The organism is Neotabrizicola paludis, from assembly GCF_044142105.1.
Classification (GTDB): Bacteria; Pseudomonadota; Alphaproteobacteria; order Rhodobacterales; family Rhodobacteraceae; genus Pseudogemmobacter.
Window position 1 is genome coordinate 15695 of sequence record NZ_JBGTYM010000011.1, and the last position, 24379, is coordinate 40073.

Consider the following 24379-nt stretch of genomic DNA (forward strand, 5'->3'; position numbering starts at 1 on the left):
GGCACCGGCAGGTTTGACATTCTGCGCCTGCACGGTCTAGCTAGGCCCGCAAACACGGCGGGAGCAGCTCATGCGGATTGCAATGGTCGGAACAGGCTATGTCGGGCTGGTCTCGGGCGTCTGTTTCTCGGATTTCGGGCATGATGTCGTCTGCATCGACAAGGACCCGCGAAAGATCGAGCGTCTGAACAAGGGCGAGGTGCCGATCTACGAACCCGGCCTCGACGCGCTGATGGCCAAGAATGTTGCGGCCGGGCGGCTTTCCTTTACCACCGACCTTGCGGCTGCTGTGGATGGGGCCGAGGCCGTCTTCATCGCTGTCGGCACGCCGACACGCCGGGGCGACGGCCATGCCGACCTGACCTTCGTCATGGCTGCGGCGGAAGAGATCGGTCGGGCGTTGACGGGCTATGCGGTGATCGTCACGAAATCGACCGTGCCGGTCGGCACCAACCGCGAAGTTGAAAAGGTGGTCCGCGCCGCCCGGCCCGATGCCGAATTCGACGTGGCCTCGAACCCAGAATTCCTGCGCGAAGGTGCCGCGATCGACGATTTCATGCGCCCCGACCGCGTCGTGGTCGGCGTGGAATCCGAACGTGCCAAGCGGGTGATGGCAGAGCTTTATCGCCCCTTGTTCCTGCGCGAGTTTCCGGTCGTCTATACCGGCCTCGAATCCGCCGAGATGATCAAATACGCCGCCAATGCCTTCCTCGCCACCAAGATCACCTTCATCAACGAGATCGCAGCCCTGTGCGAGAAGGTCGGCGCCGATGTGAAGGCCGTTTCCAAGGGCATGGGGATGGATGGCCGCATCGGCAACAAGTTCCTGCATGCCGGGCCGGGCTATGGCGGGTCGTGTTTTCCAAAGGATACCAAGGCTTTGGCGCGGATCGGCCAAGATCATGCAGTGCCGATGCAGATCGTCGAGACCGTCATCAAGGTGAATGATGAGGTCAAGCGCCGCATGATCGAGAAGATCGAGGATCAATGCGACGGCAGTCTGCGCGACAAGGAAGTCGCGGTCCTGGGCGTGACCTTCAAGCCCAATACCGATGACATGCGCGACGCGCCTTCGCTGACCATCGTGCCCGCGATGGTGGGCGCTGGCGCCAAGGTGCGGGTCTGCGATCCGCAGGGCCGACACGAGGGCGAGGCGCTTCTGCCGGGCGTGACTTGGGCGGGCGATGCCTATCAGGCGGCGAAGGGGGCCGATCTGGTGGTGATCCTGACGGAATGGAACGAATTCCGCGCGCTTGACCTTGGCAAGCTTGCCCGTGGCATGGCCAAGCCCCGCATGGTCGACCTGCGCAATATCTATGACCCGGAAGAGGTCCGCGCCGCAGGCTTCATCGCGTATGACAGCGTCGGGCGCTGATCAGAGCCGCCCGAGGCAAGCCGCCGCCAGCATGAGCGCGGTTCCGGCCCGGCTCGACCGGCGCAGACCCAGCCGGTAAAGCCGCAATGCGCGCGCCGGGCCGCCCGCTGGCGCATCGATAAACGCCTCTAGCAGCTCGCGCGCGGCGGGCGTCAGCAGCCGGGACACCGCCTGCAAGGCCGCTGCTTGCGCGCGCATCTGCGCGCCCCAGGTGCCATCCAGCCCCTGGGCCATTCGCCGCCAGGCGCCACGTCCGCCGCCTGACCCGCCCAGGGCATTCGCACCGTGCTGGCGGTAGCGCGCCACCGGGGCAGGGTCGAGCACGAGCCGCCCGCCCGCCCCGGCGACAAGCTGGTAAAGCCACCAGTCGTGATAGGCGAGGCGCTGCGGCAGCCCCGCCGCCCGCACCAGCGCCAGCGCCTCGGCATTCAGCATCGTGGTGTGACCTCCAAAGAGGTTCTGGCACAGCGCTGCGGCGAATCCCGGTTCTGCCGCATTCGCGCTGGACCGCCGCAAGGGCTGCAACGCCGCATCGACCAAAAGGCTCTCGGCCGCATAGATCAGCGGGCCGTTGCCCGGCGCTGCTGCCATACGCCGCACCCCGCGTGCCAGCTTGCCGCGCAGCCAGACATCGTCCTGGTCGGCCAGCGACACCGGGCCAGGCGGCAGGTCTGGATGACACAGGGCGGAAAGGAAATTGGCCGCCGCGCCGGATTGGGGGCCAGCGACGATCTGAACCGGATGGTCGCGCGAGAATTCCTCAAGAATCGCAATCGTTTGATCGTTCGACCCATCATCCGAGACGAACAGCCGCCAGGCAGCGTGGCTTTGCGCGGCGATGCTTGCCAATTGTTCGGGCAGATGGGCCGCGCCGTTGCGCGTTGCCATCACGATGGTCACGACCTCTGTCATGTCCCGCGCCCGAACCTTTCGCTGCCTGGGACCGTGATGGCGCAAACCGAAGCCGCGCGCAATTGTTCAACCTTCACGAAAATCCGCCGCAGATGCCCCCGGCCCGCCGGGTCCTGTTCATAGGCCTGCATGTTCCATGCCGCTAAGATTGAGCGGCCAGGACGCAAGGCTTTCAGGACGGGCAGATGCCGCGATTCACCCATATCGAGACATTCACCAATCTGCCGGCGAACATGATCTCGGGCATCGGCGACATGCTGATCTGCATGCAGGGCGGCAACCGGATGCTCTACACCGCCACGCGATCGGGCGGCGGCGTGGTGGCCTATGATATCGACGGCGCGATGACCGTGTCGGACCAGTTGTCCTTCAACGTCACCAGCCAGCTGCCCGTGGCGCCGAGGCTTGACCTGATCCAGGTGAACAACCTGCCCTATCTGGTGGTCAGCGGCGCCAACCAGACCACGCTGGTCAGCTATCGGATCGAAGGGGCGGGCACGATCGGCGGCGCCTTGCGACCGGCGGGCGGGCCGGTCGGCGTGACCTCGGCGCAGGAAGTGGTGGGGCTTGGCGGCAGCACGTTTGTTTATACCGCCCGGACCAATGATGGCTCGATCTGCAGCTATCGCATGGCGAGCAATGGCACGCTGACCCTTGTGCAGGATCTGGCGTTGGGCGACGACCTACAGGGCGTCAATATCGCCGACATGGCCCGGATCGAGCTTGGCGGCAGCCAATTTCTGGCGGTCGCTTCGCCCGCGACGGACAGCATTTCTCTGCTACGCATCGCCGCCGACGGCACCTTGACCCTGACCGACAGGATCGGCGCGGCCAATGGCCTGGGCATTGCTGATCCGGGCACTGTCATGGCGATGACCGCCTATGGCACCAGCTATCTGCTTGTCGGATCGGGATCGTCTTCCTCGCTGACGGTGTTTGCTGTTTCGGAAAGTGGCGGGTTGGCTGTGCGGGACCATCTGATCGACACGCTCGACACCCGGTTTCAGGGCGTTGGTGCCGTCGGGACGTTCAGCTCCAATGGCCGCCATTTCGTGCTCGCAGGCGGGGGGGATGGCGGGATCAGCCTGTTCGAGCTTCTTCCCGATGGGCAGCTTGTCCTGGGCGCGTTGATGCTGGACACGCTCGGGATGGCGCTCGACGCGATCACCGCGCTTGCCATCCAGCCGAAGGCGACGGGGGTCGAAATTTTCGTGGGCGGCGAGACCAGCGGCATAACCCGGCTTGGGCTGGACCTGACCGCGATCCGCGCACCCCTGCTGGGCACGGGGACAGCCGATGACCTGAACGGCAGCGCCTTTGACGACCTGATCTGGGCAGGGGCAGGCGATGATCTGGTCCGTGGCGGGGCGGGCGATGACACCCTGGTAGACGGGAGCGGCAGCGACCAGCTTTACGGAGGGGCAGGGGCCGATCTTTTCGTTCTCACCACCGATGGTGCATCGGATGTCATCCGCGATTTCCAGCCCGGGATTGACCGGTTGGACCTGTCTGGCTGGGGTCGCCTCTATGCCGCCGCCGATCTTGGGTTCGTTGCCACAAGCTATGGCGCGCGGGTGACATATGGCGCGGAAGTGCTGGAGATCTACAGCTCGAATGGCCTGTCCTTGAGCCTGGTTCAGTTGCAGGCGGCATCGCCCTTTGCGCTTTGGCATGGCAGAGCCGCGCTCGTCACGGGCAGTGGCGCCTTTCTGGGCACAGCCTACAGCGATTATGTCTTGGGAAGCGCGAATGCCGATACGTTTTTCGCGACATATGGCAATGACACGATCTTTGGCGACACAGGCCAAGATCTGATCGATTTCTCGGCGATTGGAGAAGCGGTCGATGTCGATCTTCTTATCGGCACAGGTGCCTTCGCAAGCGGATCGCAGCAGGTCTACTCGGGTATCGAAGCCATCATCGGCTCGGCTTTCGGAGACATGCTTCGGGGCAGCGATGCTGCCGACGGCCTCGTGGGCGGAGCGGGTGGCGATCTGCTGGCCGGGCGCGGCGGAAATGACACGCTTTCTGGGGGGGAAGGCGACGATTCACTCGTGGGCGGTGCCGGGGCGGACCGTCTGGATGGCGGTTCTGGCAACGACCTTGTGTCTTACTGGAGCGCGACGGGCGCGGTGCGCGCGGACCTCTACTCAGCCGCCAATACTTGGGGCGACGCAGGAGGGGATGTCTTTTCTGGAATCGAGACCCTCGCTGGGTCGAATTTTGGCGATCAGCTTCTGGGTGATGCCGAAGCCAATACGATCCTTGGCATGGCGGGAAATGACTATCTTGTCGGTCGTGCAGGGAATGACACGCTCGATGGCGGCGATGGCAATGACAGTCTTGCCGGGGGGCCGGGCGCCGATCTGATGATCGGGCAGCAGGGTACTGACCTGGCCTATTACTGGGATGCCGTCGCGGGCGTCCGTGCCGATCTCTACGCGCCCGCCTGGACTTGGGGCGATGCAGCCGGGGATCAGTTTCAAGGAATCGAAAATCTGGCCGGCACGAATTACAATGACCAGTTGCTCGGCGATACGTCAGCGAACTGGATCAGCGGTTTTTGGGGGGACGATTACCTGGTCGGTCGGGCCGGAGACGACCAGTTGCTCGGCGGCGGCGGCAGCGACACGCTCGATGGCGGCGCTGGCAATGACAGCCTATCAGGCGGTTTGGGCGCGGATCGGTTCTACGGTGGTGAAGGTATTGACCTGGCCTATTTCTGGGACGCGACCGGCCCGGTCCGCGCCGATCTTTTCTCGCCCTCGTGGACCTGGGGCGAGGCCGCGGGTGACACGTTTCAGGCTGTCGAACAGCTTGCCGGGTCCAAATTCGGAGATCAACTTCTCGGGGATCATGGCGCGAATTGGATCAGCGGAGTTGATGGCAACGACCACCTCGTCGGGCGCGGCGGCGCCGACACGCTTGTGGGCGGGGCGGGGGCGGATACTCTGGATGGCGGAGCCGGGGCGGATTGCTTTGTTTTCGATGGTGGCAATGACCGCATCCTGGCCTTTGCCTTGGGTGAGGATCGCCTTCGCCTCGATCCACGGTTTTCCGATAGCAGCCCAGCCGCAATCGCGGCTTTGCTTCAGGCTGCGGTCGCGAATGTGAACGAGAACAGCGTCACCCTGGTGTTCGGTACGGGAAACAGTCTTTGCATCCAGGGTCTGTCCGACGCTCAGGCGCTCGTCGGCAGTTTCGATCTGGCGTGATGGGTGGGGCGATCCGGTCGGCCCCTACCGCACCACCATATTCTTGTTGTGATAGCGGATCGCTTCCTCGATATCCTCGAACCAGATCAGCTGGCCGCGTTCCAGGACGATCGCCTTTGTGCAGAGTTCGCGGATCGAGGGCATGCTATGGTTGACCACGATCGCCCCGGCATTCCTCATCCGCTCGCGGAACAGATCATGCGATTTCTGGCGGAAGGCGGCGTCGCCGACGGCGGTCACTTCATCGACAAGATAGGTGTCAAAGGCGATGCCCATCGAGATGGCAAAGGCAAGGCGCGATACCATCCCGGAAGAATAGGTCCGCAACGGCAAATTGAAATGTGAGCCAAGTTCTGCGAAATCCTTGGCGAAGGCGACCAGCTCATCGCTGTCGACGCCATAGATGCGGGCGACATAGCGGGCATTCTGCCCCCCCGTGAGATCCGGGTGAAAGCTGCCTGCAAAGCCGACGGGCCAGGAAACCGACCCTTCAACGACGATCTTGCCCGAGGTGGGAACCTGCGTGCCGGCGATCATCCGCAGCAGTGTCGATTTTCCGGCACCGTTGCGCCCCAGAAGACCAATAGAGGTCTTGGCGGGCAGGGTCAGGGTGACGTTTTCGATCACCGTTTTGCGCACGCCTTCAAGCTCGTAGGTCTTGGTCAGATTGACCAGCCGGATCATGGAATGCGTCCTCGCTGGCGGCCTAGCGCCGGTCGCGCAAAGAATAGTAGATCAAGACGCCGATCGACCAGAGCATGACCAGAAAGACCGAAACGATGGCAAACAGTGTTCCGCGTTCCGGGAAGCGTGAGGTTTCTGCCAGCGTCGGCGCGGTGTGGGCGGCAAGATAGCGGCTCTGCCGGCTCGCTTCGGCGCGCGCAACCTCATAGGCCGTTCGCGCAGCCTGAAAGGCGGTTTCGGCAAAAACCCGGTCGGCCGTAAGCGCCTCGAACTCGGCGACGACGGCGACATAAGCTTCCTTGCTTTTGCCCTGTGACCCATCGCCCATCTTGCCGCGTTCCACCTGAATACGGTCTTCGATCACCTTGATCCGGCGCTCGGCCGGGGCGATGCGCGGGTCATTGGGCGTCGAGCTTTCCTTCAGGACGTCAAGCTCGATCAGCGAGGCAGCCAGCTCCTGTTGCAGCGATCCCAGGATCGTGTTCTGCGCAACAAGCTCGGCAGCGGGATCGACAAACTGGTTCTTGTTGCGGAACTCGGTCATCTTGTTGCGGATGGCGACCAGATCGGCCCGCGTCTTGTCCATCTCTTCTTGCGCATAGCGGACCGTGTCCTGCGCCGCGATGTCGTTAAGCTGGTTGATCATCACCGTCGACTTGTCGAAGATCGCCTGGGCGATGCGCTGGGCGTCTTCGGCGGTGAAGGCCAGCACACGAATTTCAATCAGATGCGTGGTGCTGTCATAGGAAACGCTGACCATGCGCTCCCAGTATTCGACCAGATCCTCGATCGAACCCGTGGTGTCGAAGGCGAAATAGGGGTCGCCTTCCGCCTTGGACCAGATGCTCCGCAGATCCAGTTCCTTGTCGATTTCGGCGACAAGCTGCTGGCTTGAGAGATAGGTGTAGATGATGTCCGTATCTGCCGAGCTTGATCCAGACAGGCTGGACAGACCACTGAGCAGCGAAAGGCCGGGGCCAGCCCCCTCGCGATGGACCGAAAAGCCAAGCGTCGAGGCATATTGATCGGCAGCCCGCGCCCAGAGATACCAGGCCGCCACAAGCGCCGGCAGCAGCACGAGCGCCACGAAACTGATCAGCAGCCCGAAGTGACGCCTCCGCATCCGGCTGGCCGTGGCCGGCGGAAGGTGACGGATGGCACCCGGCTCGTCGATAGCCGGCACGGTGATTGCGGGCGCGCGCAGCACCGGCGCGACCTGATGGGCGGCGGCGGGAACGTGACGCAACGGCGGCGGCCCGGGCGGTCGCACCGCGCCTTGCCGCGAGACGACGATCGACAGCGACGGGGTCTCGCTGCGCGGCATGGACATCGTGGGACCCGCGGACTTGCCGACAGGTCCTGCTGGAACGGGCTTGTCGGAACCCTCTCCCGTTTGGGCAACACTTTCAGCCAATTCAGCTCTCTGCCAGATAGTGCAAACTTCTGCCTGTCCCGAAGGCGGTTCGTCGCTACAGACTAGCACCCCCGGTCGCAAATGCTAGTGCCTGGCCACGCGCCCAGATTGTGTTGCGCGCTTGCCCGCTGCCGGTGCAGGGTGGTAGATGGCGGCAGTTCAGCCTCAGGAAGGCCGATGGGCAGCAGTTTCACCTACGCACAGGCCGCAAGACCCCGCATTGCGCGGCGCCGGCGTTTCGCAAGCCTGCGATCGATCTTCGCGCTGATGCTGCGCGAGATGGCGTCGACTTACGGCAAATCCCCAGGAGGCTATTTCTGGGCCGTGTTCGAGCCGGTGGCCGGTGTGGCCATCCTGACCTTCGCCTTCTCGTTCCTCTTTGCCAAGCCGCCGATCGGCACCAGCTTCGAGCTGTTTTACGCCACCGGAATGCTGCCCTTCGCGATGTTCACCACGATTTCGAACCGGGTCGGTACGGCGCTGGTCTTCTCCAAACCACTGCTCACCTTCCCCGCCGTGACTTTCGTCGATGCGATCGTTGCGCGATTCCTTGTGAATGCACTGACAGAGTTGATGGTCTTCGTTCTGGTGATCTGCGGCATCATCGCCCTGTATCAGACGCGCGCGGTGGTCGACATCGGACAGGTCGTCGAAAGCCTTGCGCTTGTCAGCCTGTTCGGTCTGGGCCTCGGGACGCTGAACGCGTATCTCTTCATGCGCTTTCACATCTGGCATGTCGCATGGTCGCTGATCTCGCGCCCGCTCTTCATCATCTCGGGTGTGTTTTTCATGTATGACAAGCTGCCGGGCGACCTGAAGGAGTGGCTCTGGTACAATCCTTTGGTGCATTGTATCGGCCGCATGAGAGCGGGCTTCTATCCCAGCTATGACGACCACTACGTCTCGACAGCCTATGTCTGTGGCGTATCGCTCGTTCTGCTTCTCAGTGGCCTGTTCATGCTGCGACGGAACGCGAAAAGCTTGCTGCACGAAGGCTAGCGCCGTTTTCGCACCCCATCGACCTGCCGGATGTTTCAGGCAATGATCGTGTTGCCGCCGCCGCTTTGGCCGGGCAGAAGAACAAGGCTTTCATAGCCGAACTGGCTGACCTTCTTGATTTGCACACCGGAATAGCGCTGACCAATGAAATCGCTCAGATAGTTCAGGTAGCGGCGATGATACCCGATATGGCAAAGCGCCAGCTTGTTTGCCGAATAGGCAAGCGGCACGTAGAGCGGTGCGTCAGTGTGGAACAGTTTGCAAACGCCTTCATGCACGCCTGGCCAGCTTGGGTTGAAATAATCGTCCACGAAGATCACGCCGGCATCGGCGGTCAGATCCATCGCGATGCGGATGTCATTTATCGTGTGTTCGGCGAGATGACAGCCATCGACGCTGAAGATCGAGAAACCACCCACGCGATCGCGGATCACGTCAAGGTCGCGGCGACGAAAGGTAGTGCTGTCGCGTTCGATGAACACCATCTTTTCCGGGTCTTCTCCGGATAGGATGATGTTGTCCTTGAACGCCTTGAGATTCCCGGCCCCGGCATAGTCGAGGTTGAATTCTTGAAGATCGAAGACATCGATCGCATGATGCCCTTCGCGCAGCGGAGAGGTCTTGACCAGCGCATTGAAGAACTTGCCCTTGAACACGCCGATCTCGCAGATCGGAGCGGCAAGGCCGATGCTGCGCTGGAACTCGGCGATGGGCTGGAGAAGCTGGAAGATATAGGGGTTGCACCATCCCTCGATCTGGGGGAAGGGCCCGTTGAGAAAGTCCTTCAGGCGGCGCGAAAGGTCTTGGTCCACAACAATTCTCCTTTTGCGTCGCTGCGCTTCACCCGTCGCCCTGCTGGATGTCAGAAGTCTCACGCAGCGCGTGTATAGTCGCGCGGGCATAGTGCCGCAAGTCGTCGGGGCCGAGCGTATCCATTGAGATAATCTCGTTGAAAGACCTGAAGTGAACATCCTTGATCAATCCGCTGAAGACCGGTCGTCCTGAAAAATATCTCCGCTCCACATAGGCCATGTCTGCGGCGGCGCGGGTCGCGATTATATCCGCGTGCCTGCGGGAAAGCTCCATCTTGCGGTCTTGCAGTGGGAGCTCCAGCAGATGGCGCATTGCCGCATCGCGCGCGTTGGACTGAATGTAGAGGCCGTTCCCGTCATATTGCGGCCAAAGCGCGTTGAATTCGGCGATGATGGTCGCCCGGATATGACCGATGGCCTTGTTTTCGGCAGCACCGCTTTGGCGCGCGACGTGGCGCGCGTCGATTCCTGCGACGGTGCAGAAGTCGGCCAATATGTCAGTGCGCTGTGGTCCCCCCAGATATGGCCGCACTTGCAGCGCGTCCCCCAGAACCTCCTCGAACTTCTGGATCAACTCGACTTGGCCGCTTGCATAGCCCGGCCGAACCGGCGCAAGCGCAAGCCCGTCACAGATATATTGCTGCACGAGGCTGAGCGTATAGCTCCAGGGGTCGCGCATGTAGAGCACGGCGCTGACCTCATCGGCATATTGTCGCAGCAGGAGCAGCAGCTCAGAGAACTCGTCTGCTGGCATCGAGGCGAAATACTCGCTGGAGATCACGATCGTGTTGGGCCGCGTCTGGGCAAGCTCTTCCTCGAAAGCCTCTAGAAACCTTTGGCCAAGCCGCCGCGCCGCGCCCGGCTCGGAAACCCCGTCGCGCCTGATCTGGATCAGCGTCTCGGGTCGGCGGCTTGTGACCGTCTGGAAATGATAGTGGTTGGCCGCCATCGACGGGTAAAGCATGCCGTATTGCGACAAAAGAGCGGCACGGCTCGCATGCAGGCTTTCCTGCAGTAGGGTCGTGCCGGTCTTGGCAAGACCGAGATGCAGGATCAGGCGCCTTGCCCGGAAGCGCTGGGTGCGAGGTGTCATGGTGCCTGATCCGATGGCGACGTCCGGTCTGTCACGTCTTTCGTTCTGCCTATGCCTTGCGCGCCAGAATGGCGACCCCAGACTCGCCAAGATAGGCAAAGTCCCGCGACCAGATCTCGATAAGCTCCGCCGTGGCGAAGCCTGCGGCCCGTGCGGCAGCAAGCAGACCCCATTGGGGCGCATCCTGTGGCGCAGGTGGTCGCAGCGCTGTCGCTCGCAGGGTGGCGGGGATCGGCGGCACAAGAAGAACCGTCCCACCCGGACGCAGATCGCGGAATGCTCGCTCCAGCAGTCTTGTCGCTTCGGCCCCAGCCTGCAACTCATCCAGGCATAGGATGGCGTCTAGACCGGCCTTGTCCGACTGCGAAGATGCATCGTTGGGCCCGCCGCCTTGCAGCCCCGAGAACCGCTCGGCCAGCCAGTCATGCAAAGCCACCGGCGCGCCGACCAGGCGCAGCGATCCCTTGGGCGCCGGGGCGCAGCGGGCGAGGAAGATATGCAGTGCCAAGCGATGGCGCATCGCCAAGCCGCAGGACGAGCACACCAATCCTGCGGACCAGGTCGGCATATCCGGCAGGCCCCGCCCTGCCGCGCCCGCTTGGCGGTGCGGGGTGGCGAAGTCCCGAGCCTGGCCGCAAACCGCGCAGAAGGCGGAAGACGTGATCACCTCCTCGCGCTGCGGCACGAGTGCCGTCTCGACAGCGCGCTGATCGTTTAGTTTGTCGCCCTGCCGCGCCCAGAACTTGTCGAATTCGGATTTCGATGTGAAAGGCAGCATCACAAGGTCGCTGGGGTCGGGATCGACCGATGCCATCAGCCGCGCCATGCGCAGCGCATTTGCCGCGACCGAGAACTCGGACACCGCAAATTCCTGCGCCGCCGCGCTGAGCCGGTCCCAGCAGGCCGGATCTTCGCAGAGGCGTCCGATCGCATCACACCAGTCGGCAACCGTCTCGGCGACCAGAACCGTCTGGCCTTCGCCAAGGTTCATGCCTTCGGCGGCCACCGGGGTACAGACACAGGGCACGCCATAGGCAAGGCTTGTCGCGACCTTGCCCTTGATCCCCGCGCCAAAGCGCAGCGGTGCAATCGTGGCGATCACCGACCGGAACAGGGGGGTCAGATCGGCCACGAAGCCATGCACGACGATGCCAGGCCGTGTCGCGAGGGCCAGCACCTGCGGCGTTGGCTCGCTGCCGACAACATGAAGGCGGATGCCGGGCAGGCGCGCGCGCAGTGCAGGGAAGATCTCGTCGGCGAAATACAGGATCGCGTCGACATTCGGCTTGTGGGGAAAGCTGCCGATGAAAAGGATATCGGCACGACCGGCATGCCCGGGGGGATTGGGGTCGATCTCGTTGAAAACCAGAGGCAGGACTTCGACCTTGGCCTCGGGCACCTCGGCCTGAAGGATGTTGTGTTCCGCCGATGAGAGCACGATTGTCGTATCGCTGTTGCGCACGATGTCCAGTTCCTCGGCCTTCAACCGAAGCGCCGCCTCGGTGGATTGGCCATTCAGTTCGGCATCGCGCAATTCGCGCAGATAGTGCAGATCGACCGTGTTGAAGACGAGCCGGGCCTTGCTGCAGTAGCGGCGGATATCGGCCATATGCGGGCCGACCACAGAGACCCGGTTCAGCATCACAAAGTCGAACTCTCCGCCGCGGCTCTGGAAGAAGCCGCGGGCCGTCGGACTTGTGCCAGCGTCGATACAGGTGATGCCGATACGCTCAAGAGCCTCGGTGTAACGGCCCGCATGTTTCAGGTCTATGGGCAGGAAAGTGACGTCATAGCCCAAAAGCGTAAGGATCTCGGCGGTATAGAACACCGTGCGCGAACCTGAATCGGCGTCGGGGCGTGGCGTGGTCCATTCGATCACCAGAATGCGCTTTCGCCATGACAACACGTCGCTTGTATCGGCGCGCTTCTGGGGCGCGAGCCGGTTCTGGGCGGCGGCGCGGCCTTGCGCGCGGTCACGCACCAGAGCGATACGGTTGCGGATGACCCCAACATCGCCACGCGAAATGGCGCGCGCAGCCTTACCGATCAGCTTGCCCGGTCCGCCCGCAATATCGATCGCTGTCCGCAACATATCGACCTGGGCCGCCCCCGATCGCGTGGTCGGGACAGCGGCGAGCGCCTGTTCGGGCGCTGCCCCGCTGCTGGGGCGGGGGGTATGTTCGTTGACACCGGAAGCCCCGTTCCAACTGAAGGCATAGGGGATGCGGCGGAACTCGCGATGGCCATTGGCAAAGACCGCATCGCGGTATTCGTCGAGCAGGGCCTTCAGCTCGCCGATCGTATCGGCGCGGTGCTCGCCGCTATGGCGCGACAAGAGCTTGGGGTCGTCCAGATCGTTGCCGCTGAAGTGAACGAAGCGCAGCGGCTTGTCATTCGCCCACCAACCTTGCCCGCGCCACGTCACCTTGCGGTTCGACAGGTTCCAATAGGCCAGATTGTAGCCGGGATGATGAAGGATTGCCGGCGCGTCGAAGAAGGCGGGGAAATGATCGGCCCATTTCTGGTCGACGAACAGACCCTCATCGCGCTTGATGATGCATTCATGTTCCAGCCGTCTCGCCCACCAGGCCATAATCTCAAGCGCCTTCGGCGTACGTGAAACACCCAGGAAGCCCAGATTGTAGATGCCGTATTGCAGAAGACGCCGCTCGTTCATCTCGGCGCGCTCATTCGGTTCCAGCATATGAGGCGTCAGGATCACATCGGCGCCCCGGCCGAAGGCGGCTTCGATCTCGGTCAGATGATCGACCACATAGATATCGGGATCGAAATAGACAACGTGATCGGCCGTGGTCGTCTGGAACAGATGCTGGAAGACGAAGGGTTTGATCGCGGTGTTGAATTCCGTGACGTTGTAGCGCTGGCTCATCTCGCGCCAGTCGGGAATGCCCAGCTCGTCGAGATAGATGAAGTCGAAGTTTTCCTGCGCGGCCACGAAGGGGGGGCTGTCGGCGCGGTCGTCGCACAGGGCGACGTGAAAGCGGATGCCGGGATAGAAGCGCTGCAGCGACTGGTGCAAGGTGCGGGCGAAGGCCATGAAATTGCGGGAGCAGATCGTGAAGAACACGATCTCGCCCGCCGTGCCGCCGGTTCCCGGGTCTGCGCGGCGCATGGGGCTGGCGGCCTGCGGGGCGGTCGGCCCGTCAAGCCAGTCGTCGTGGCGGAGGGGGCCGGGAACGGCCGGCGCGTCGATGGCAAGGCCGCGCAGCCGCGACGAGAACCAGCGCAGCGGCGCTGTGGCGCGCCAGGAGGTCGAGCCGCGATAGCTCTGGTGCAGCGCACGCTCCTTCGCGCGCGCCTGGTTCACCATGTCGATCAGCTCGCGTGTATTCATCCTTAGAAGGTCGCGCGCGGCGGCCAACTGGCCGATCTCGTGGTCGGTCGCGCTGCGTTCGGCCTCGATATCGTCAAGCAGGGCCTGCATCTCGCTGCGCTCGGCCTCCAGGGCGGCCTCGCTGCGGGCGGCCAGCGCCCGTTGTTCGTCAAGCTCTGCGGAATTCTGGAGCAGGCGATCCTTCGCCTGCCGCTGTTCGTCACGCAACGACTCGATCAGATCGGCAAGCCGAAGCTGTTCGGCATCCAATGCGCTGATCTTGCCGTCCTTTTCCACCCCCGCGCGCCGAAGGTGGTCCATTTCGGCAAGCCGTATCTCGGCTTCCGCCTGCGCCAACTGCAATCTCTGCTGCGCGTCGGCCTGTTCCGCTTCGATCTGCGTCAGGCGCGCCTCTTGCTGCCGCAGGGTCTGCTCCGCACCGGCAAGCGCGGCCAGGTTGTGCTGAGATTGCGTTCTGGCGGAGTTGCGTTCGCCTGTGACCGTCTCAAGAACCGGCAAAAGCCCCAGGAATTCGTGGCGGATCGCATCCAGTCGGGAGAGGTCGGTCGAAAGGGTCCGACCGGTCTCTTGGCGGCGCAGGATATCATAGACCTCGGCTGTCCAGCCGCGCAGAACCGGATCCAGACGAACCGAATTGGGATCGGCGGCGTGATGACGCATCTCGGGATCAAGAAACCCGTCAATCTCTTCTGCGGCATCGTCCGGCGCGATCGGGAAACGGAACCCACCCTGCTCTTCAAGGCGCGGCACCAGGCTTTGCCATTGATCGAAAAGCCGCTCGTAGCTGACAAAGGCTCGCGGCAGGTCGCGCGTGGCGGCTTCGGCCTCAAGCATATGCGACAGCCAGAGCATTGCCGCATCGGCGCGTCCCTTCTCGGGCGGCCAGTAAATTTCGCGGGTGACAAGCGATCCGGTGATCTCCACCGGGTTGCGCAGCGACAGGATCGGAAGCGTCCGATAGCCTGCCTGCTTCAGCACATCCATGAACAGGGCGGGAAAGCGGCAGATGCGGGGGTCCTTGAGGACGATAAGCTTCTGGCCGAAATAGTCTTCCTTCACGATGCGCAGCATATCGGCCTGCATGGCCAAGCGGTTGGCGACGGGCACGCGGGCCAGGTCAAGCGGGCGCCAGTCGTGCCAGGACGAGCCACATTCCGCCAGGAACTGGTCGTGGTAATGGACCAACCGCTCCGGCTCCCAGTGACCGACGGCATTGCCTTCGCCAGCCCCCATGAGGCGGCTTGGCAGCGCCGCACCAAGCAGCGAAAGCGTGCGCGTCAGCGCGCTGGTTCCCGACCGGTGCATTCCAAGGATCAGCAGGCAGACCGGCTGCTGGTCGGCGTCGCGAGACGGCGCGCGCGCCTTGCGGGCCTGCTCGATGTGGTGGCCAGACTTGCTGTCACTATTCTTGCGCCGCTTTTCTTCTGTGGTTTTGGCTGGTCTTGCCATTGGTCGACAACTTTCTTCTTAGGCGCGGCGTGACCTTGGCATACCCGCTAATGCTGCGGAAGCTCAATCGCCCGCAAGGCGAATTCCCACGACGGCATTCGGCGGATCCAAGCTCAGATACGCCCTGCAAGACAGCCAAGGACAAGGCCGATCTGGCCCATCCGGCTTTGACGGTAAAGGCCGGCTTTGCGAAGGAGGCCAGGTCTTTGCATCAGGGGTGCCGCGCGAATTTCGACCAGCGTGCCGGCAACAGCGCGCGCTTCGGCGGTCAGCAGGGGCGCGCAATCCGACAAGAGATCGAGATGCTGGCTGTTCCAGGCGCGCTGCCACCCGGCCAGCAAGCCGCCGATGCGTTTCAGGCGGGCGCCCCAGCCGTCATTCGCGCCGATCAGGTTTCCGGCGTGCTGGCGATAATCGACTAGCGGCTCCGGCTCGTAATGGACAAGGCCGCCCGCGCCGCTGACGATGATGTAGCACCACCAGTCATGCACCACCGGGGTTCCCGAATGCAGGCTTTGGCGCAAAAGATCGAAGGCGGCGTGATTCATCACCATCGTGTTGCCACCCGCGATCGATTGGACAAGCGCGTTGCGAAAGCCCGGCGGGCGGGCGAAGAGTGGCGAGAGCCCGCGGATATTGCCCTTCTGGTCAAGTATGCGGGTTCTTCCGCAGAACAGCGCTGGCCGTCCCCCCGCTGTATCGAGCCAGGCGACGGCTCGCGCAAGCTTGTCGGGATGCCAGATGTCATCCTGATCGCAGAAGGCATAGAAGTCGCTCGTTTCACCGGCCTGCGCCAGAACGAGGCTGCGGAAGTTTTCGACCGCGCCTTGGCCGGGGCCGCGCCGCACCAGGATCGACAGCCGGTCCCATCTGGCTCTGTTGCCCTCGATCAGCGCCAGGGTGCCGTCGGTGGACCCGTCATCCGAGAGGTCCACCCGAAGCGGCCCAAGGTGCTGCGCATTTAGGCTGTCCAGTTGACTGACAAGGAACGGGGCGCCCTGAAAGCTGGCAAGAAGGATCGTGATCTTCGGCACTGACATGCATCGATCCTGAGCGCGACTCCCGCGGAACTCAAGCCGTCGCGACATGCGCCATTGTGCCGTGGATGATCGTTCTGTCCTAAGCGAAGACCCAATTCGACGTGTCGATCCCGGCGATGCCTTGAACGAACAGGCTCTGCCCCGCGAAGGTTATCATCGTGCCCTCCGCCTCAACCGCGATGCCAAGGCCTTCGACACCGTGCAGCCCCTGTCCGGCCAGATTGCGGAAGTCGAGGCGGTCGATCCCGTTCTCGTAGTCCAGGATCACGTCGTCGCCCCAGCTCACCCCAAAGTAAAGCGTGTCCGCCCCGCCGCCACCATGAAGCGTGTCATTGCCGCGTCGGCCGTCGATCAGATCGTCGCCGCCATCGCCCCAGATGAAGTTGGCGGCATTGTCCCCTGCCAGCGTATCGCGGTGGAACGAGCCATAAAGGTCTTCGATGAAGGCAAAAGTATCGCCCGCCGCAATCCCGGTATTCACGGTCGCGTTCATCAGATCGACCCGAAGACCCGTCGCGGATTCCGTATATTGCACGCGGTCATGGACTCCGGCTCCGCCATCCAGAAGGTCCGCGCCCGCGCCCCCCAGCAGAATGTCGTCGCCGGACCCGCCATAGATCGAGTCATTGCCGGCGCGGCCGTAAAGCAGGTCATTGCCTGCATCGCCCCAGATGACGTTGTCGCCGCCGTCGCCCAGCAATGTATCGGCGTTGAAACTGCCGTAGAGATCCTCGATTCCGCTGAACGTATCTCCGGCGGCGATGCCCGTATTGGTTCCCGGCGTATAAAGGTCGACGCGCAGTCCGGCGGCGGAATCGGTATATTGCACCCGGTCGCGAGTCCCCGCGCCGCCATCGAGATAATCTAGGCCCTGGCCACCCAGAAGCACGTCGTTTCCGGCGCCGCCATAGATCGAGTCACTGCCGCCCCGCCCCTGAAGCACGTCGTTCCCGGCATCGCCCCACAGGATGTTCACCCCGTCATTGCCCAGAAGGGAATCGGCATGAAACGATCCGTAGAGATCCTCGATGCCGGTGAAAATGTCGCCTGCGGCAAAGCCCGTATTGCTGGCCGGGCTTAGCAGGTCGACCCGAAGCGCCGCCGTCGCATCGGAATATTGCACCCGGTCGCGCGTTCCTTCACCGCCGTCCATCAGATCGGCACCAGCACCGCCAAGAATAACGTCGTTGCCGCTGCCGCCGAAAAGCGAGTCATTCCCGTCCCGGCCTTGCAGCAGATCCGCGCCCGCATCGCCCCACAGAACATTGCTGTCGCCATCCCCCCGCAGAGTGTCATTGTGGAAACTGCCGTTGATGTCTTCGATCCCGACATAGATGTCTCCCGCAGCAAAACCCAGATTCGCGCCGGGGCTTTGCAGATCCGCCAGGATGGCCGCCCCCGCGTCGCTATACTGGGCGCGGTCGCGCGCTCCCGCCCCGCCATACAGGGCGTCGGCCCCTGCGCCGCCCAGAAGAATGTCGTTGCCATCCCCCCCGTACAGGATGTCGGCGCCGGAATTTCCCCAGATGACATTGGCGCTTGCATTGCCATAGATTGTGTCGCTGCCTGATCCGCCCTTTGCATTCTCGATCGTGACATCCCGCGCGATGGCCAGATTGTGTCGCCCGCCCAGCACCGATGACATCGATTCCGCGATGAGCGAGATCACCTGGGCCTGGTTGGTGATCGAAAAATCCAGTGTATCGCTGCCGCCATTGTCATAGACGGTCATCGCCATCAGTGCGCCCGCGTTCACTGCGCTGTCCAGCGCAGCGACGCCGGTGTTCGAATTGAATCCCCAGACCGTATTGCCGGTAAAGGCGCCGCTGTACTTGCCGTAGAGGTTCTGGATCGCGATGATATCGGCGATCTGCGGCGTTACCAGATAGCGGAAGGCGGCATCGGTGTAGGTGTTCCAGTCGCCGCCACCGGCGAACTCGTCGGTCTCGGCCTGCATGTAGGACATGATCGACCAGGCCAGGCTGTCATTCAGATAGTAGTTGCCGACGCCATAGGTCGCATCGCCATTGTAATTGCCGCCATGCGCCAGTCCCAGCGCATGGCCGATTTCGTGGACATAGGTCTCGAAGCTGTAGCTGGCGAGAGAGGTACCAAAGGCGCCCAGCCAGCCGGTCGAAACCATCACCGAGGCCGAGGTGATCACGCCCCCGCTGATATTCGTGTAGGCATAGGCGGTCTCTTCCCAATCGGAATCGTCGAAGGTGATCGCCGCCGCGCCCGAGCTTTCCTCAAAGAGGATGCCGGTGACATTGGTCCAGGCCAGCAGCGCCTGCCGGGCGAGATACTGGCCCGACGCGGTCAGCGCCGTGATGTTCACGCTCAGCGTGTCGCCGGGCGCCACATTGAAATGCGCCGCCTCTTCGGCGGCGAAATAGGCCGCGCCGTTGTTGGTCAATTGCCAGGCGATCTCGTCGGCGGTGAAGACCATGCCGTTCGGATCGTATTCCGTCACGCTCAGCAGATAGCGCCCGGTCTCGGTGCTGAATGCATCTGCCGCCACAAAATAGGTGCCGGTGTAGCCTGCGGTGAAAGTCATCCGCGAATCCGCTTCATGCGTGTCGCTGAAAGAGGTGAAGCCGTTATCAGCCTCGCCGACCAATCCGCTTGATGAATCGTAAATTCGGAGGATCGGGTCGGTCAGGAAGTTCTGGTCCTGGCCCAGCAGCCGGATGTCATAGGTCTGACCCTGAACCAATTGTACCGCGATCCAATCCCTGTCCGTCGACGTGCTGATCGCGCCATAGAAGGACTGGCCGACCTGCATCGTATAGGTCGTCGCGGTCGAGGCCGTGGCATCGCTTGTCTCGGACCCCGCCGCGATGCCTTGCCAGAACCGGTCGCCAAGCGCGGCGGGCGCGGCGGCGGCCATCTGTGGGACAGAAGCGCCGGGGGGGACCGCTGCACTGTCCGGGCCAGAGAGGAGACGGGAAAAAGCCAATTCGAAAGCCTCGCGATAAGAGAAGGTCAGAAGGGAATGGGATTCTGCTCAAGAAGCGCCTTGAAGAACTGGCGGCGCAGGGTCTCGCCAGACTCGCGGTCGTAGAAGGTCGTCGACAGCGGAAGACCCGGCCTGGCGCTGCCATCGGTGCCGATCCACGACAGCTCGAACCCGATGCCTCTGGCATTGGCGCGCACCACCGTCACATCCAGGCGCGGCACCGTATCCGTGCCAGCGTCGAAGGTTTGGCTTGGCAGCGTCTCGCGCAGATAGTCGATGAACTCGCGACAGACCTGTCGGGCTGCCGTGGCATCGACCGCGGCAGCCCTCTGGCACTTCACCGCGATTGCTGCGGCCATGGCGGGGGCTCCTGTCGCGATAAGGGGCAGACCGGCAAGCAGCACTGCCCCTGTTATGGCCAGGCCCCGCCTGCCGGCACTTCGGGCCGCAGCGGCGCGAGCGCCGGAGAAACAGGCCATTCTGCGGATTGGATCGTCTCCTGCAAGGCTGGCAAAGGTCTTTGCGCTCAACAGGCTGGCACATTCCCCGCAAGCGTTCAACTCAGGGTTTCTGACCGTCTTGGGCCGTCCGGCGGCGCTGAAACGGCCATTCGACATTGCGGCGGCGCTGCGCTAACCCGGTGGCGACAACAGCGGGTGGCGGGGCGGATGGGCGACAAGGTTCTGGTCACGGGAGGGGCGGGCTATATCGGCAGCCATGCCTGCAAGGCGCTGGCACGGGCCGGCTTCACGCCCGTCGCTTTCGACAATCTGTCGACGGGCTGGGCGGAGGCGGTCAAATTCGGTCCGCTTGCCCAGGGCGACCTGATGGACCGCGCCAGCATCGACGCGGCGCTGGCCGAGCACCGGCCCGTCGCGGTGATGCATTTCGCCGCCCTGTCGCTGGTGGGCGAGTCGATGAAGGATCCGGGCCTGTACTGGCGGGTGAATGTCGGCGGGGCGCTGAATCTGATCGAGGCCTGCTGCACGGCGGGGGTGAAGAACTTCGTCTTCTCCTCGACCTGCGCCACCTATGGCGATCAGGACGGGGTCGTGCTGGACGAAGACACGCCGCAGCGCCCGATCAACGCCTATGGCGGCTCGAAACGCGCCATCGAGGACATGCTGCGCGACTATCGTGCCAGCCATGGGCTGAACCATGTCATCTTCCGGTACTTCAACGTGGCGGGCGCCGACCCCGAGGGCGAACTGGGCGAGCAGCACCACCCGGAAACCCATCTTATTCCGCTGATGCTGGAGGCGGTGGCGGGCAAGCGCCCGGCGCTGACCGTCTTCGGCAGCGACTATGCCACCCGCGACGGCACCTGCGTGCGCGATTATGTTCATGTGACCGACCTGACCGAAGCGCATGTGCTGGGTCTGCGCTGGCTTCTCGACGCCAAGGAGAGCCGGGCGTTCTGTCTTGGCTCGGGCACCGGCTTTACCGTGCGCGAAGTGATCGACGCCAGCCGCGCCGTGACCAACCGCGATGTGCCGATCATCGAAGGCGCGCGGCGCGCGGGAGATGCAACCGCGCTGATCTCGGGATCGAAGCGGGCGATGGAAGAATTGGGCTGGGAGCCACGGCGCTCCACGCTGCGTCAGATGATCGGCGATGCCTGGAACTGGGCGCAAAAACCGGAATACCGGCGCTGAGGCGGCGGCCGGCGCGTCTGGCGCCCCGGCCGGGGGGCTGCACCCCTCTGGACCGCCCAGCAGGATATTTCGGCGGAGAGCAAGGGGTTAAGAAACAGCTAAATTCAGAAAATATCCTTTTATTTTCAATGTTATTATGCCTGTCCCATCGTGGGACAGTGCCCGCGATCAGATATCCCAGCCGGAAGGCGCCGCGCGGGGCGCGCTGGCGGCGGTGGAGGAGGCAAGGCCCAGCCAGCCGCCCCGGATCGGCAGCTGCCGCTCGGCCCCCCAGTCGCCGGTCACGGTCAGCCGGTCGCCCTCAAGCATCACCCCCGCTACGGCCTGTCCCGAGGGCCAGCTGATCGCCCCGAGGATATGGCGGATCTCGGTGGTCCCCAGCGGATCAAGCGTCACCAGCGGCGGCTGACCGGCCGCGCTCAGGGGATCGGGCGTTTCCTTGGCCGACAGGCCCAGCACCGGCAACGCGGCACCTTCCTCGACGCCCAGGCACCCCAGATGCCGCCCGTTCCACGGCGCATAGTCGCGGCCGCCGTTGGAATGCCACAGCATCGTCATCGGCAGGGCGGCGGGGTTTTTCAGCGACAGGATCAGATCGCGCTGGTCGGGGCGCACGACGGCGGTCCAGCCCAGCCGCGAGGCCGGGTCTTCGACAGCGGTGACGAAATCCTCATGGCGCGACCCCCAAGGGTAGCGCAAGAGGTTGACCGTGCCGCCATCGGCACCGGGAAATTCGGTGGGGTCTTCAGATCGGCGCGGATAGGCCAAAGCCGAGCGGCCCCGGGCGGGATCGGGCTCCAGCGCCTCGGGCAGTGTCTCGAACCAGCGCTTGCGCGAGAAGGACAGTTTCGCCCCGCCCGGCAGCGCGATCATGGCGTGATTGGCCAGGGGCAGCGCGCCGACGCCGCCGATGAAGAGGTGGCGCTGATAGACGAAGGGGTGGCCATCCTCGACCGACAGCTCTTTCACCACACTGGCGCCCAGAACGGGTTGGTCCAGTACGGCGCGCAAGGTGCCGGGGCCAGAGGGCAGCAGCGCCCAGTCGCCATTCGCCGCCGGACCGTGCAGGCCATCCGGGCCCGGCCCCATGGGGGCGGCCAGGAAATCGCCCTGCAACCAACGCTGATGCGGCGGGGCATCGGCGGGAACCTCGGCTTCGGCCCAGGGCGCGCGGTGGAGGGGCGAGATGCTGGCGCCTTCGTCCTGCACGATCAACTCGCACAGCACGCCGCCGCGCGGGCGGAAAGACAAAGAAACCCCCGCAGCGGTCAGGGCTGCGGGGGCGGGTTCGGTCTTGGTCATGGCATCCTCCCGCCTCTGGCGGCAGGCTAGTCAGGCGGGCAGGGCGCCGCAAGCCGCAGTTCTGCCGGTTCGGATCGACGTCCCGGCCCGCTGCGGATCAGTGCGGGCTGATTTCGCCCTGCGAGGCCGTGCCGCGCGTCTTCCACAAGGACCAGGCCAGGCCCGCGCCCAGGATCGCGAAGGTGACGGCCAGCGAGATATCCGCCGGGAATTTCGCCCAGCCGAACAGATCGGCCACGAAGACCTTGGAGCCGATGAAGATCAGCAGCACCGCCAGCGCGTATTTCAGGTAGTGGAAGCGGTGGATCATCGCCGAAAGCGCGAAATACAGAGCACGCAAGCCAAGGATGGCGAAAATGTTCGAGGTGTAGACGATGAACGGGTCCGAGGTGATGGCGAAGACCGCGGGCACCGAGTCGACCGCGAAGATCAGATCGGCGATCTCGACCAGCACCAGAGCCAGGAAGAGCGGCGTGACAAAGGTGATGGCCTTGTCGGTTCCGGGCTTGATCTCGCGCACGAAGAACGCGTTGCCACGCAAGCCATCCGTGACATTGAACACCCGGCGCATCAGCCGCAGGATCGGGTTCTTCGAGATGTCGACCTCTTTTTCCTCGGTCACCAGCATCTTGATGCCGGTCAGCACGAGGAAGGCCGCGAAGATGTAGAGGATCCAGTGGTATTGCGCCACCAGCGTCGCGCCCACACCGATCATGATGCCGCGCAACACGATCACGCCCAGGATACCCCAGAACAGCACCCGATGCTGATATGCGCGCGGAATGGCAAAGTAGGAAAAGATCAGCGCGATGACGAAGACGTTGTCCATCGCCAGCGTTTTTTCTACCACGAAGGCAGTCAGGTACAGCTTGGCCTCGTCGGCGCCGATCTGGGTGTAGACGAAGCCCGAGAAGGCAACGCCCAGAGTGATGTAGAAGACCGAGAGCTTCAGGCTGCGCGTGATGCCGATATCGCCGCCCTTGCGGTTGAGAAGGCCCAGATCCAGCACCAAAAGCGCGGCAACGAGGGCTAGAAATGTGGCCCACATCCACAAGGGTGTGCCGAGAAAGAGTGTCGAGAGAAGGTCCATTCCCCTGATGCCTTTTGTTGACGCACCGAGGATCAGCCGCATTGCGGAAAGGCTAGGTGCCGGGCTGACCATCGGAACGCATGGTTTCCGATTGCGGTCCGACATCACGGCGCGTTGAAACATCGCGTCGTCAGAGGGGCCCGGCCCGCAAGGCGTGATCTGGGGCTGCGGCGCAGCATTTCAACCCCGGCCATGAAAAAACCTGCGCCGTCGCGACACTGCCGAACTGGCATGTCAGTTTGCCCGGCGCTAGGCTGGTGGTGAACAGATCAGGAGGCGGGATATGGGAAGGCTGGACGGCAAGGTCTGCGTGGTGACGGCGGCGGGGCAGGGCATCGGTCGCGCGTCAGTCGAGTTGATGCAGACCGAAGGCGCGCGGGTGATCGCCACCGACATCAATGACAAGGCGTTGGCCGAACTGGCGGCGCTGGGGATGGAGACGCGCCATCTGAACGTGCGCGATACGGCGGCGGTCGCGGCTCTTGCGGCAGAGTTTCCTGAAACCGACGTGCTGTTTAACTGCGCGGGCTTCGTGGCCAATGGCACGATCCTCGACTGCACCGAGGAAGAATGGGATTTCTCGCTGGATCTGAACGTCAAGGCGGCCTTCCGCATGTGCAAGTCCTTCCTGCCGGGCATGATCGCCAAAGGCGGCGGGTCGATCGTCAACATGGCCTCGGCGGTGGGTTCCATCATCGCGGCGCCGAACCGCTTCGTCTATGGCGTGACCAAGGCGGGGGTGATCGGGCTGACCAAGGCCATCGCGGCGGATTTCGTGACGCAGGGCATCCGTTGCAACTGCGTCTGTCCCGGCACGGTGGAAAGCCCGAGCCTGTTCGAAAGGCTGCGCGCGACCGGCGATTTCGACGCCGCGATGAAGGCCTTTACCGCGCGCCAGCCAATGGGCCGGATGGCGAAGGCTGAAGAGATCGCACAGCTTGTGGTCTATCTCGCATCGGATGACAGCTCCTTCACTACCGGTCATGCCCATGTGATCGATGGCGGCTGGTCCAACGTCTGAAGCC

The 24379-nt window shown here is 63.4% G+C and carries 16 protein-coding genes; 5 read left to right on the top strand and 11 right to left on the bottom strand.

Annotated elements, in window-relative coordinates:
• Nucleotides 1-70 precede the first annotated feature (70 nt).
• Complete coding sequence (locus tag ACED67_RS19045) at nt 71-1375, top strand: UDP-glucose dehydrogenase family protein (RefSeq protein ID WP_395543312.1); 1305 nt, start codon at nt 71-73, stop codon at nt 1373-1375.
• Here ACED67_RS19045 and ACED67_RS19050 read toward each other — a convergent pair whose 3' ends face one another.
• Nucleotides 1376-2287, bottom strand: coding sequence for a glycosyltransferase (locus ACED67_RS19050; protein ID WP_395543313.1), 912 nt, complete (start codon nt 2285-2287; stop codon nt 1376-1378).
• A gap of 185 nt (nt 2288-2472) precedes the next feature.
• On the opposite strand from ACED67_RS19050, the gene ACED67_RS19055 reads away from it, so the two are divergent.
• Nucleotides 2473-5502 (top strand): calcium-binding protein, encoded by a 3030-nt coding sequence (locus tag ACED67_RS19055; protein ID WP_395543314.1) that lies wholly within the window; start codon nt 2473-2475, stop codon nt 5500-5502.
• Nucleotides 5503-5526: 24 nt separating this feature from the next.
• Here ACED67_RS19055 and ACED67_RS19060 read toward each other — a convergent pair whose 3' ends face one another.
• Both ACED67_RS19060 and ACED67_RS19065 read right to left on the bottom strand, forming a co-directional pair.
• Nucleotides 5527-6186, bottom strand: coding sequence for an ABC transporter ATP-binding protein (locus ACED67_RS19060; RefSeq protein ID WP_395543315.1), 660 nt, complete (start codon nt 6184-6186; stop codon nt 5527-5529).
• 22 nt (nt 6187-6208) lie between these two features.
• A complete protein-coding gene (locus tag ACED67_RS19065; RefSeq protein WP_395543316.1) occupies nt 6209-7516 on the bottom strand; it encodes a KpsE/RkpR family capsule polysaccharide export protein in 1308 nt (435 codons plus the stop codon).
• A gap of 261 nt (nt 7517-7777) precedes the next feature.
• Between ACED67_RS19065 and ACED67_RS19070 the strand changes: the two genes are divergently transcribed.
• The gene (locus ACED67_RS19070; RefSeq protein WP_395543317.1) at nt 7778-8599 is read left to right on the top strand and encodes an ABC transporter permease; all 822 of its coding nucleotides are present in this window, start codon (nt 7778-7780) and stop codon (nt 8597-8599) included.
• A 35-nt stretch (nt 8600-8634) separates the two neighbouring features.
• Here ACED67_RS19070 and ACED67_RS19075 read toward each other — a convergent pair whose 3' ends face one another.
• The 6 genes from ACED67_RS19075 to ACED67_RS19100 form a co-directional block, all read right to left on the bottom strand.
• The gene (locus tag ACED67_RS19075) at nt 8635-9411 is read right to left on the bottom strand and encodes a class I SAM-dependent methyltransferase (protein ID WP_395543318.1); all 777 of its coding nucleotides are present in this window, start codon (nt 9409-9411) and stop codon (nt 8635-8637) included.
• 28 nt (nt 9412-9439) lie between these two features.
• On the bottom strand, nt 9440-10594 hold the full coding sequence (locus ACED67_RS19080) for a hypothetical protein (RefSeq protein ID WP_395543319.1): 1155 nt from the start codon (nt 10592-10594) through the stop codon (nt 9440-9442).
• The gene (locus ACED67_RS19085; RefSeq protein WP_395543320.1) at nt 10554-15308 is read right to left on the bottom strand and encodes a glycosyltransferase; all 4755 of its coding nucleotides are present in this window, start codon (nt 15306-15308) and stop codon (nt 10554-10556) included. The genes ACED67_RS19080 and ACED67_RS19085 overlap by 41 nt, the downstream gene beginning before the upstream one ends.
• A 113-nt stretch (nt 15309-15421) precedes the next feature.
• On the bottom strand, nt 15422-16348 hold the full coding sequence (locus tag ACED67_RS19090) for a glycosyltransferase family 2 protein (RefSeq protein WP_395543321.1): 927 nt from the start codon (nt 16346-16348) through the stop codon (nt 15422-15424).
• A gap of 79 nt (nt 16349-16427) precedes the next feature.
• Nucleotides 16428-19238, bottom strand: coding sequence for a M10 family metallopeptidase (locus tag ACED67_RS19095; RefSeq protein WP_395543322.1), 2811 nt, complete (start codon nt 19236-19238; stop codon nt 16428-16430).
• 95 nt (nt 19239-19333) lie between these two features.
• Nucleotides 19334-19666 carry a hypothetical protein gene (locus ACED67_RS19100; RefSeq protein ID WP_395543323.1) on the bottom strand — a complete coding sequence of 111 codons (333 nt, stop codon included), beginning with the start codon at nt 19664-19666 and terminating at the stop codon, nt 19334-19336.
• A 309-nt stretch (nt 19667-19975) separates the two neighbouring features.
• On the opposite strand from ACED67_RS19100, the gene galE reads away from it, so the two are divergent.
• On the top strand, nt 19976-20962 hold the full coding sequence (galE, locus tag ACED67_RS19105) for a UDP-glucose 4-epimerase GalE (RefSeq protein ID WP_395543324.1): 987 nt from the start codon (nt 19976-19978) through the stop codon (nt 20960-20962).
• Nucleotides 20963-21130: 168 nt separating this feature from the next.
• On the opposite strand, the gene ACED67_RS19110 is transcribed toward galE, so the two are convergent.
• Both ACED67_RS19110 and ACED67_RS19115 read right to left on the bottom strand, forming a co-directional pair.
• Nucleotides 21131-22264, bottom strand: a complete 1134-nt coding sequence (locus tag ACED67_RS19110) for a hypothetical protein (RefSeq protein ID WP_395543325.1) — start codon at nt 22262-22264, stop codon at nt 21131-21133.
• A 97-nt stretch (nt 22265-22361) separates the two neighbouring features.
• Nucleotides 22362-23354 carry a TerC family protein gene (locus ACED67_RS19115; RefSeq protein WP_395543326.1) on the bottom strand — a complete coding sequence of 331 codons (993 nt, stop codon included), beginning with the start codon at nt 23352-23354 and terminating at the stop codon, nt 22362-22364.
• Nucleotides 23355-23637: 283 nt separating this feature from the next.
• Here ACED67_RS19115 and ACED67_RS19120 point away from each other — a divergent pair, with 283 nt between their 5' ends.
• A complete protein-coding gene (locus tag ACED67_RS19120; protein WP_395543327.1) occupies nt 23638-24375 on the top strand; it encodes an SDR family oxidoreductase in 738 nt (245 codons plus the stop codon).
• The last annotated feature ends 4 nt before the right edge of the window (nt 24376-24379 follow it).

Excerpts from the sequence above, each read along its gene's own strand:
- ACED67_RS19120 (WP_395543327.1), top strand. The coding sequence starts at position 23,638 with ATGGGAAGGCTGGACGGCAAGGTCTGCGTGGTGACGGCGGCGGGGCAG.
- galE (WP_395543324.1), top strand. The coding sequence starts at position 19,976 with ATGGGCGACAAGGTTCTGGTCACGGGAGGGGCGGGCTATATCGGCAGC.
- ACED67_RS19110 (WP_395543325.1), bottom strand. The coding sequence starts at position 22,264 with ATGACCAAGACCGAACCCGCCCCCGCAGCCCTGACCGCTGCGGGGGTT.
- ACED67_RS19100 (WP_395543323.1), bottom strand. The coding sequence starts at position 19,666 with ATGGCCGCAGCAATCGCGGTGAAGTGCCAGAGGGCTGCCGCGGTCGAT.
- ACED67_RS19050 (WP_395543313.1), bottom strand. The coding sequence starts at position 2,287 with ATGACAGAGGTCGTGACCATCGTGATGGCAACGCGCAACGGCGCGGCC.
- ACED67_RS19065 (WP_395543316.1), bottom strand. The coding sequence starts at position 7,516 with ATGTCCATGCCGCGCAGCGAGACCCCGTCGCTGTCGATCGTCGTCTCG.
- ACED67_RS19055 (WP_395543314.1), top strand. The coding sequence starts at position 2,473 with ATGCCGCGATTCACCCATATCGAGACATTCACCAATCTGCCGGCGAAC.
- ACED67_RS19095 (WP_395543322.1), bottom strand. The coding sequence starts at position 19,238 with ATGGCCGCCGCCGCGCCCGCCGCGCTTGGCGACCGGTTCTGGCAAGGC.
- ACED67_RS19085 (WP_395543320.1), bottom strand. The coding sequence starts at position 15,308 with ATGGCAAGACCAGCCAAAACCACAGAAGAAAAGCGGCGCAAGAATAGT.
- ACED67_RS19070 (WP_395543317.1), top strand. The coding sequence starts at position 7,778 with ATGGGCAGCAGTTTCACCTACGCACAGGCCGCAAGACCCCGCATTGCG.
- ACED67_RS19060 (WP_395543315.1), bottom strand. The coding sequence starts at position 6,186 with ATGATCCGGCTGGTCAATCTGACCAAGACCTACGAGCTTGAAGGCGTG.
- ACED67_RS19090 (WP_395543321.1), bottom strand. The coding sequence starts at position 16,348 with ATGTCAGTGCCGAAGATCACGATCCTTCTTGCCAGCTTTCAGGGCGCC.
- ACED67_RS19115 (WP_395543326.1), bottom strand. The coding sequence starts at position 23,354 with ATGGACCTTCTCTCGACACTCTTTCTCGGCACACCCTTGTGGATGTGG.
- ACED67_RS19045 (WP_395543312.1), top strand. The coding sequence starts at position 71 with ATGCGGATTGCAATGGTCGGAACAGGCTATGTCGGGCTGGTCTCGGGC.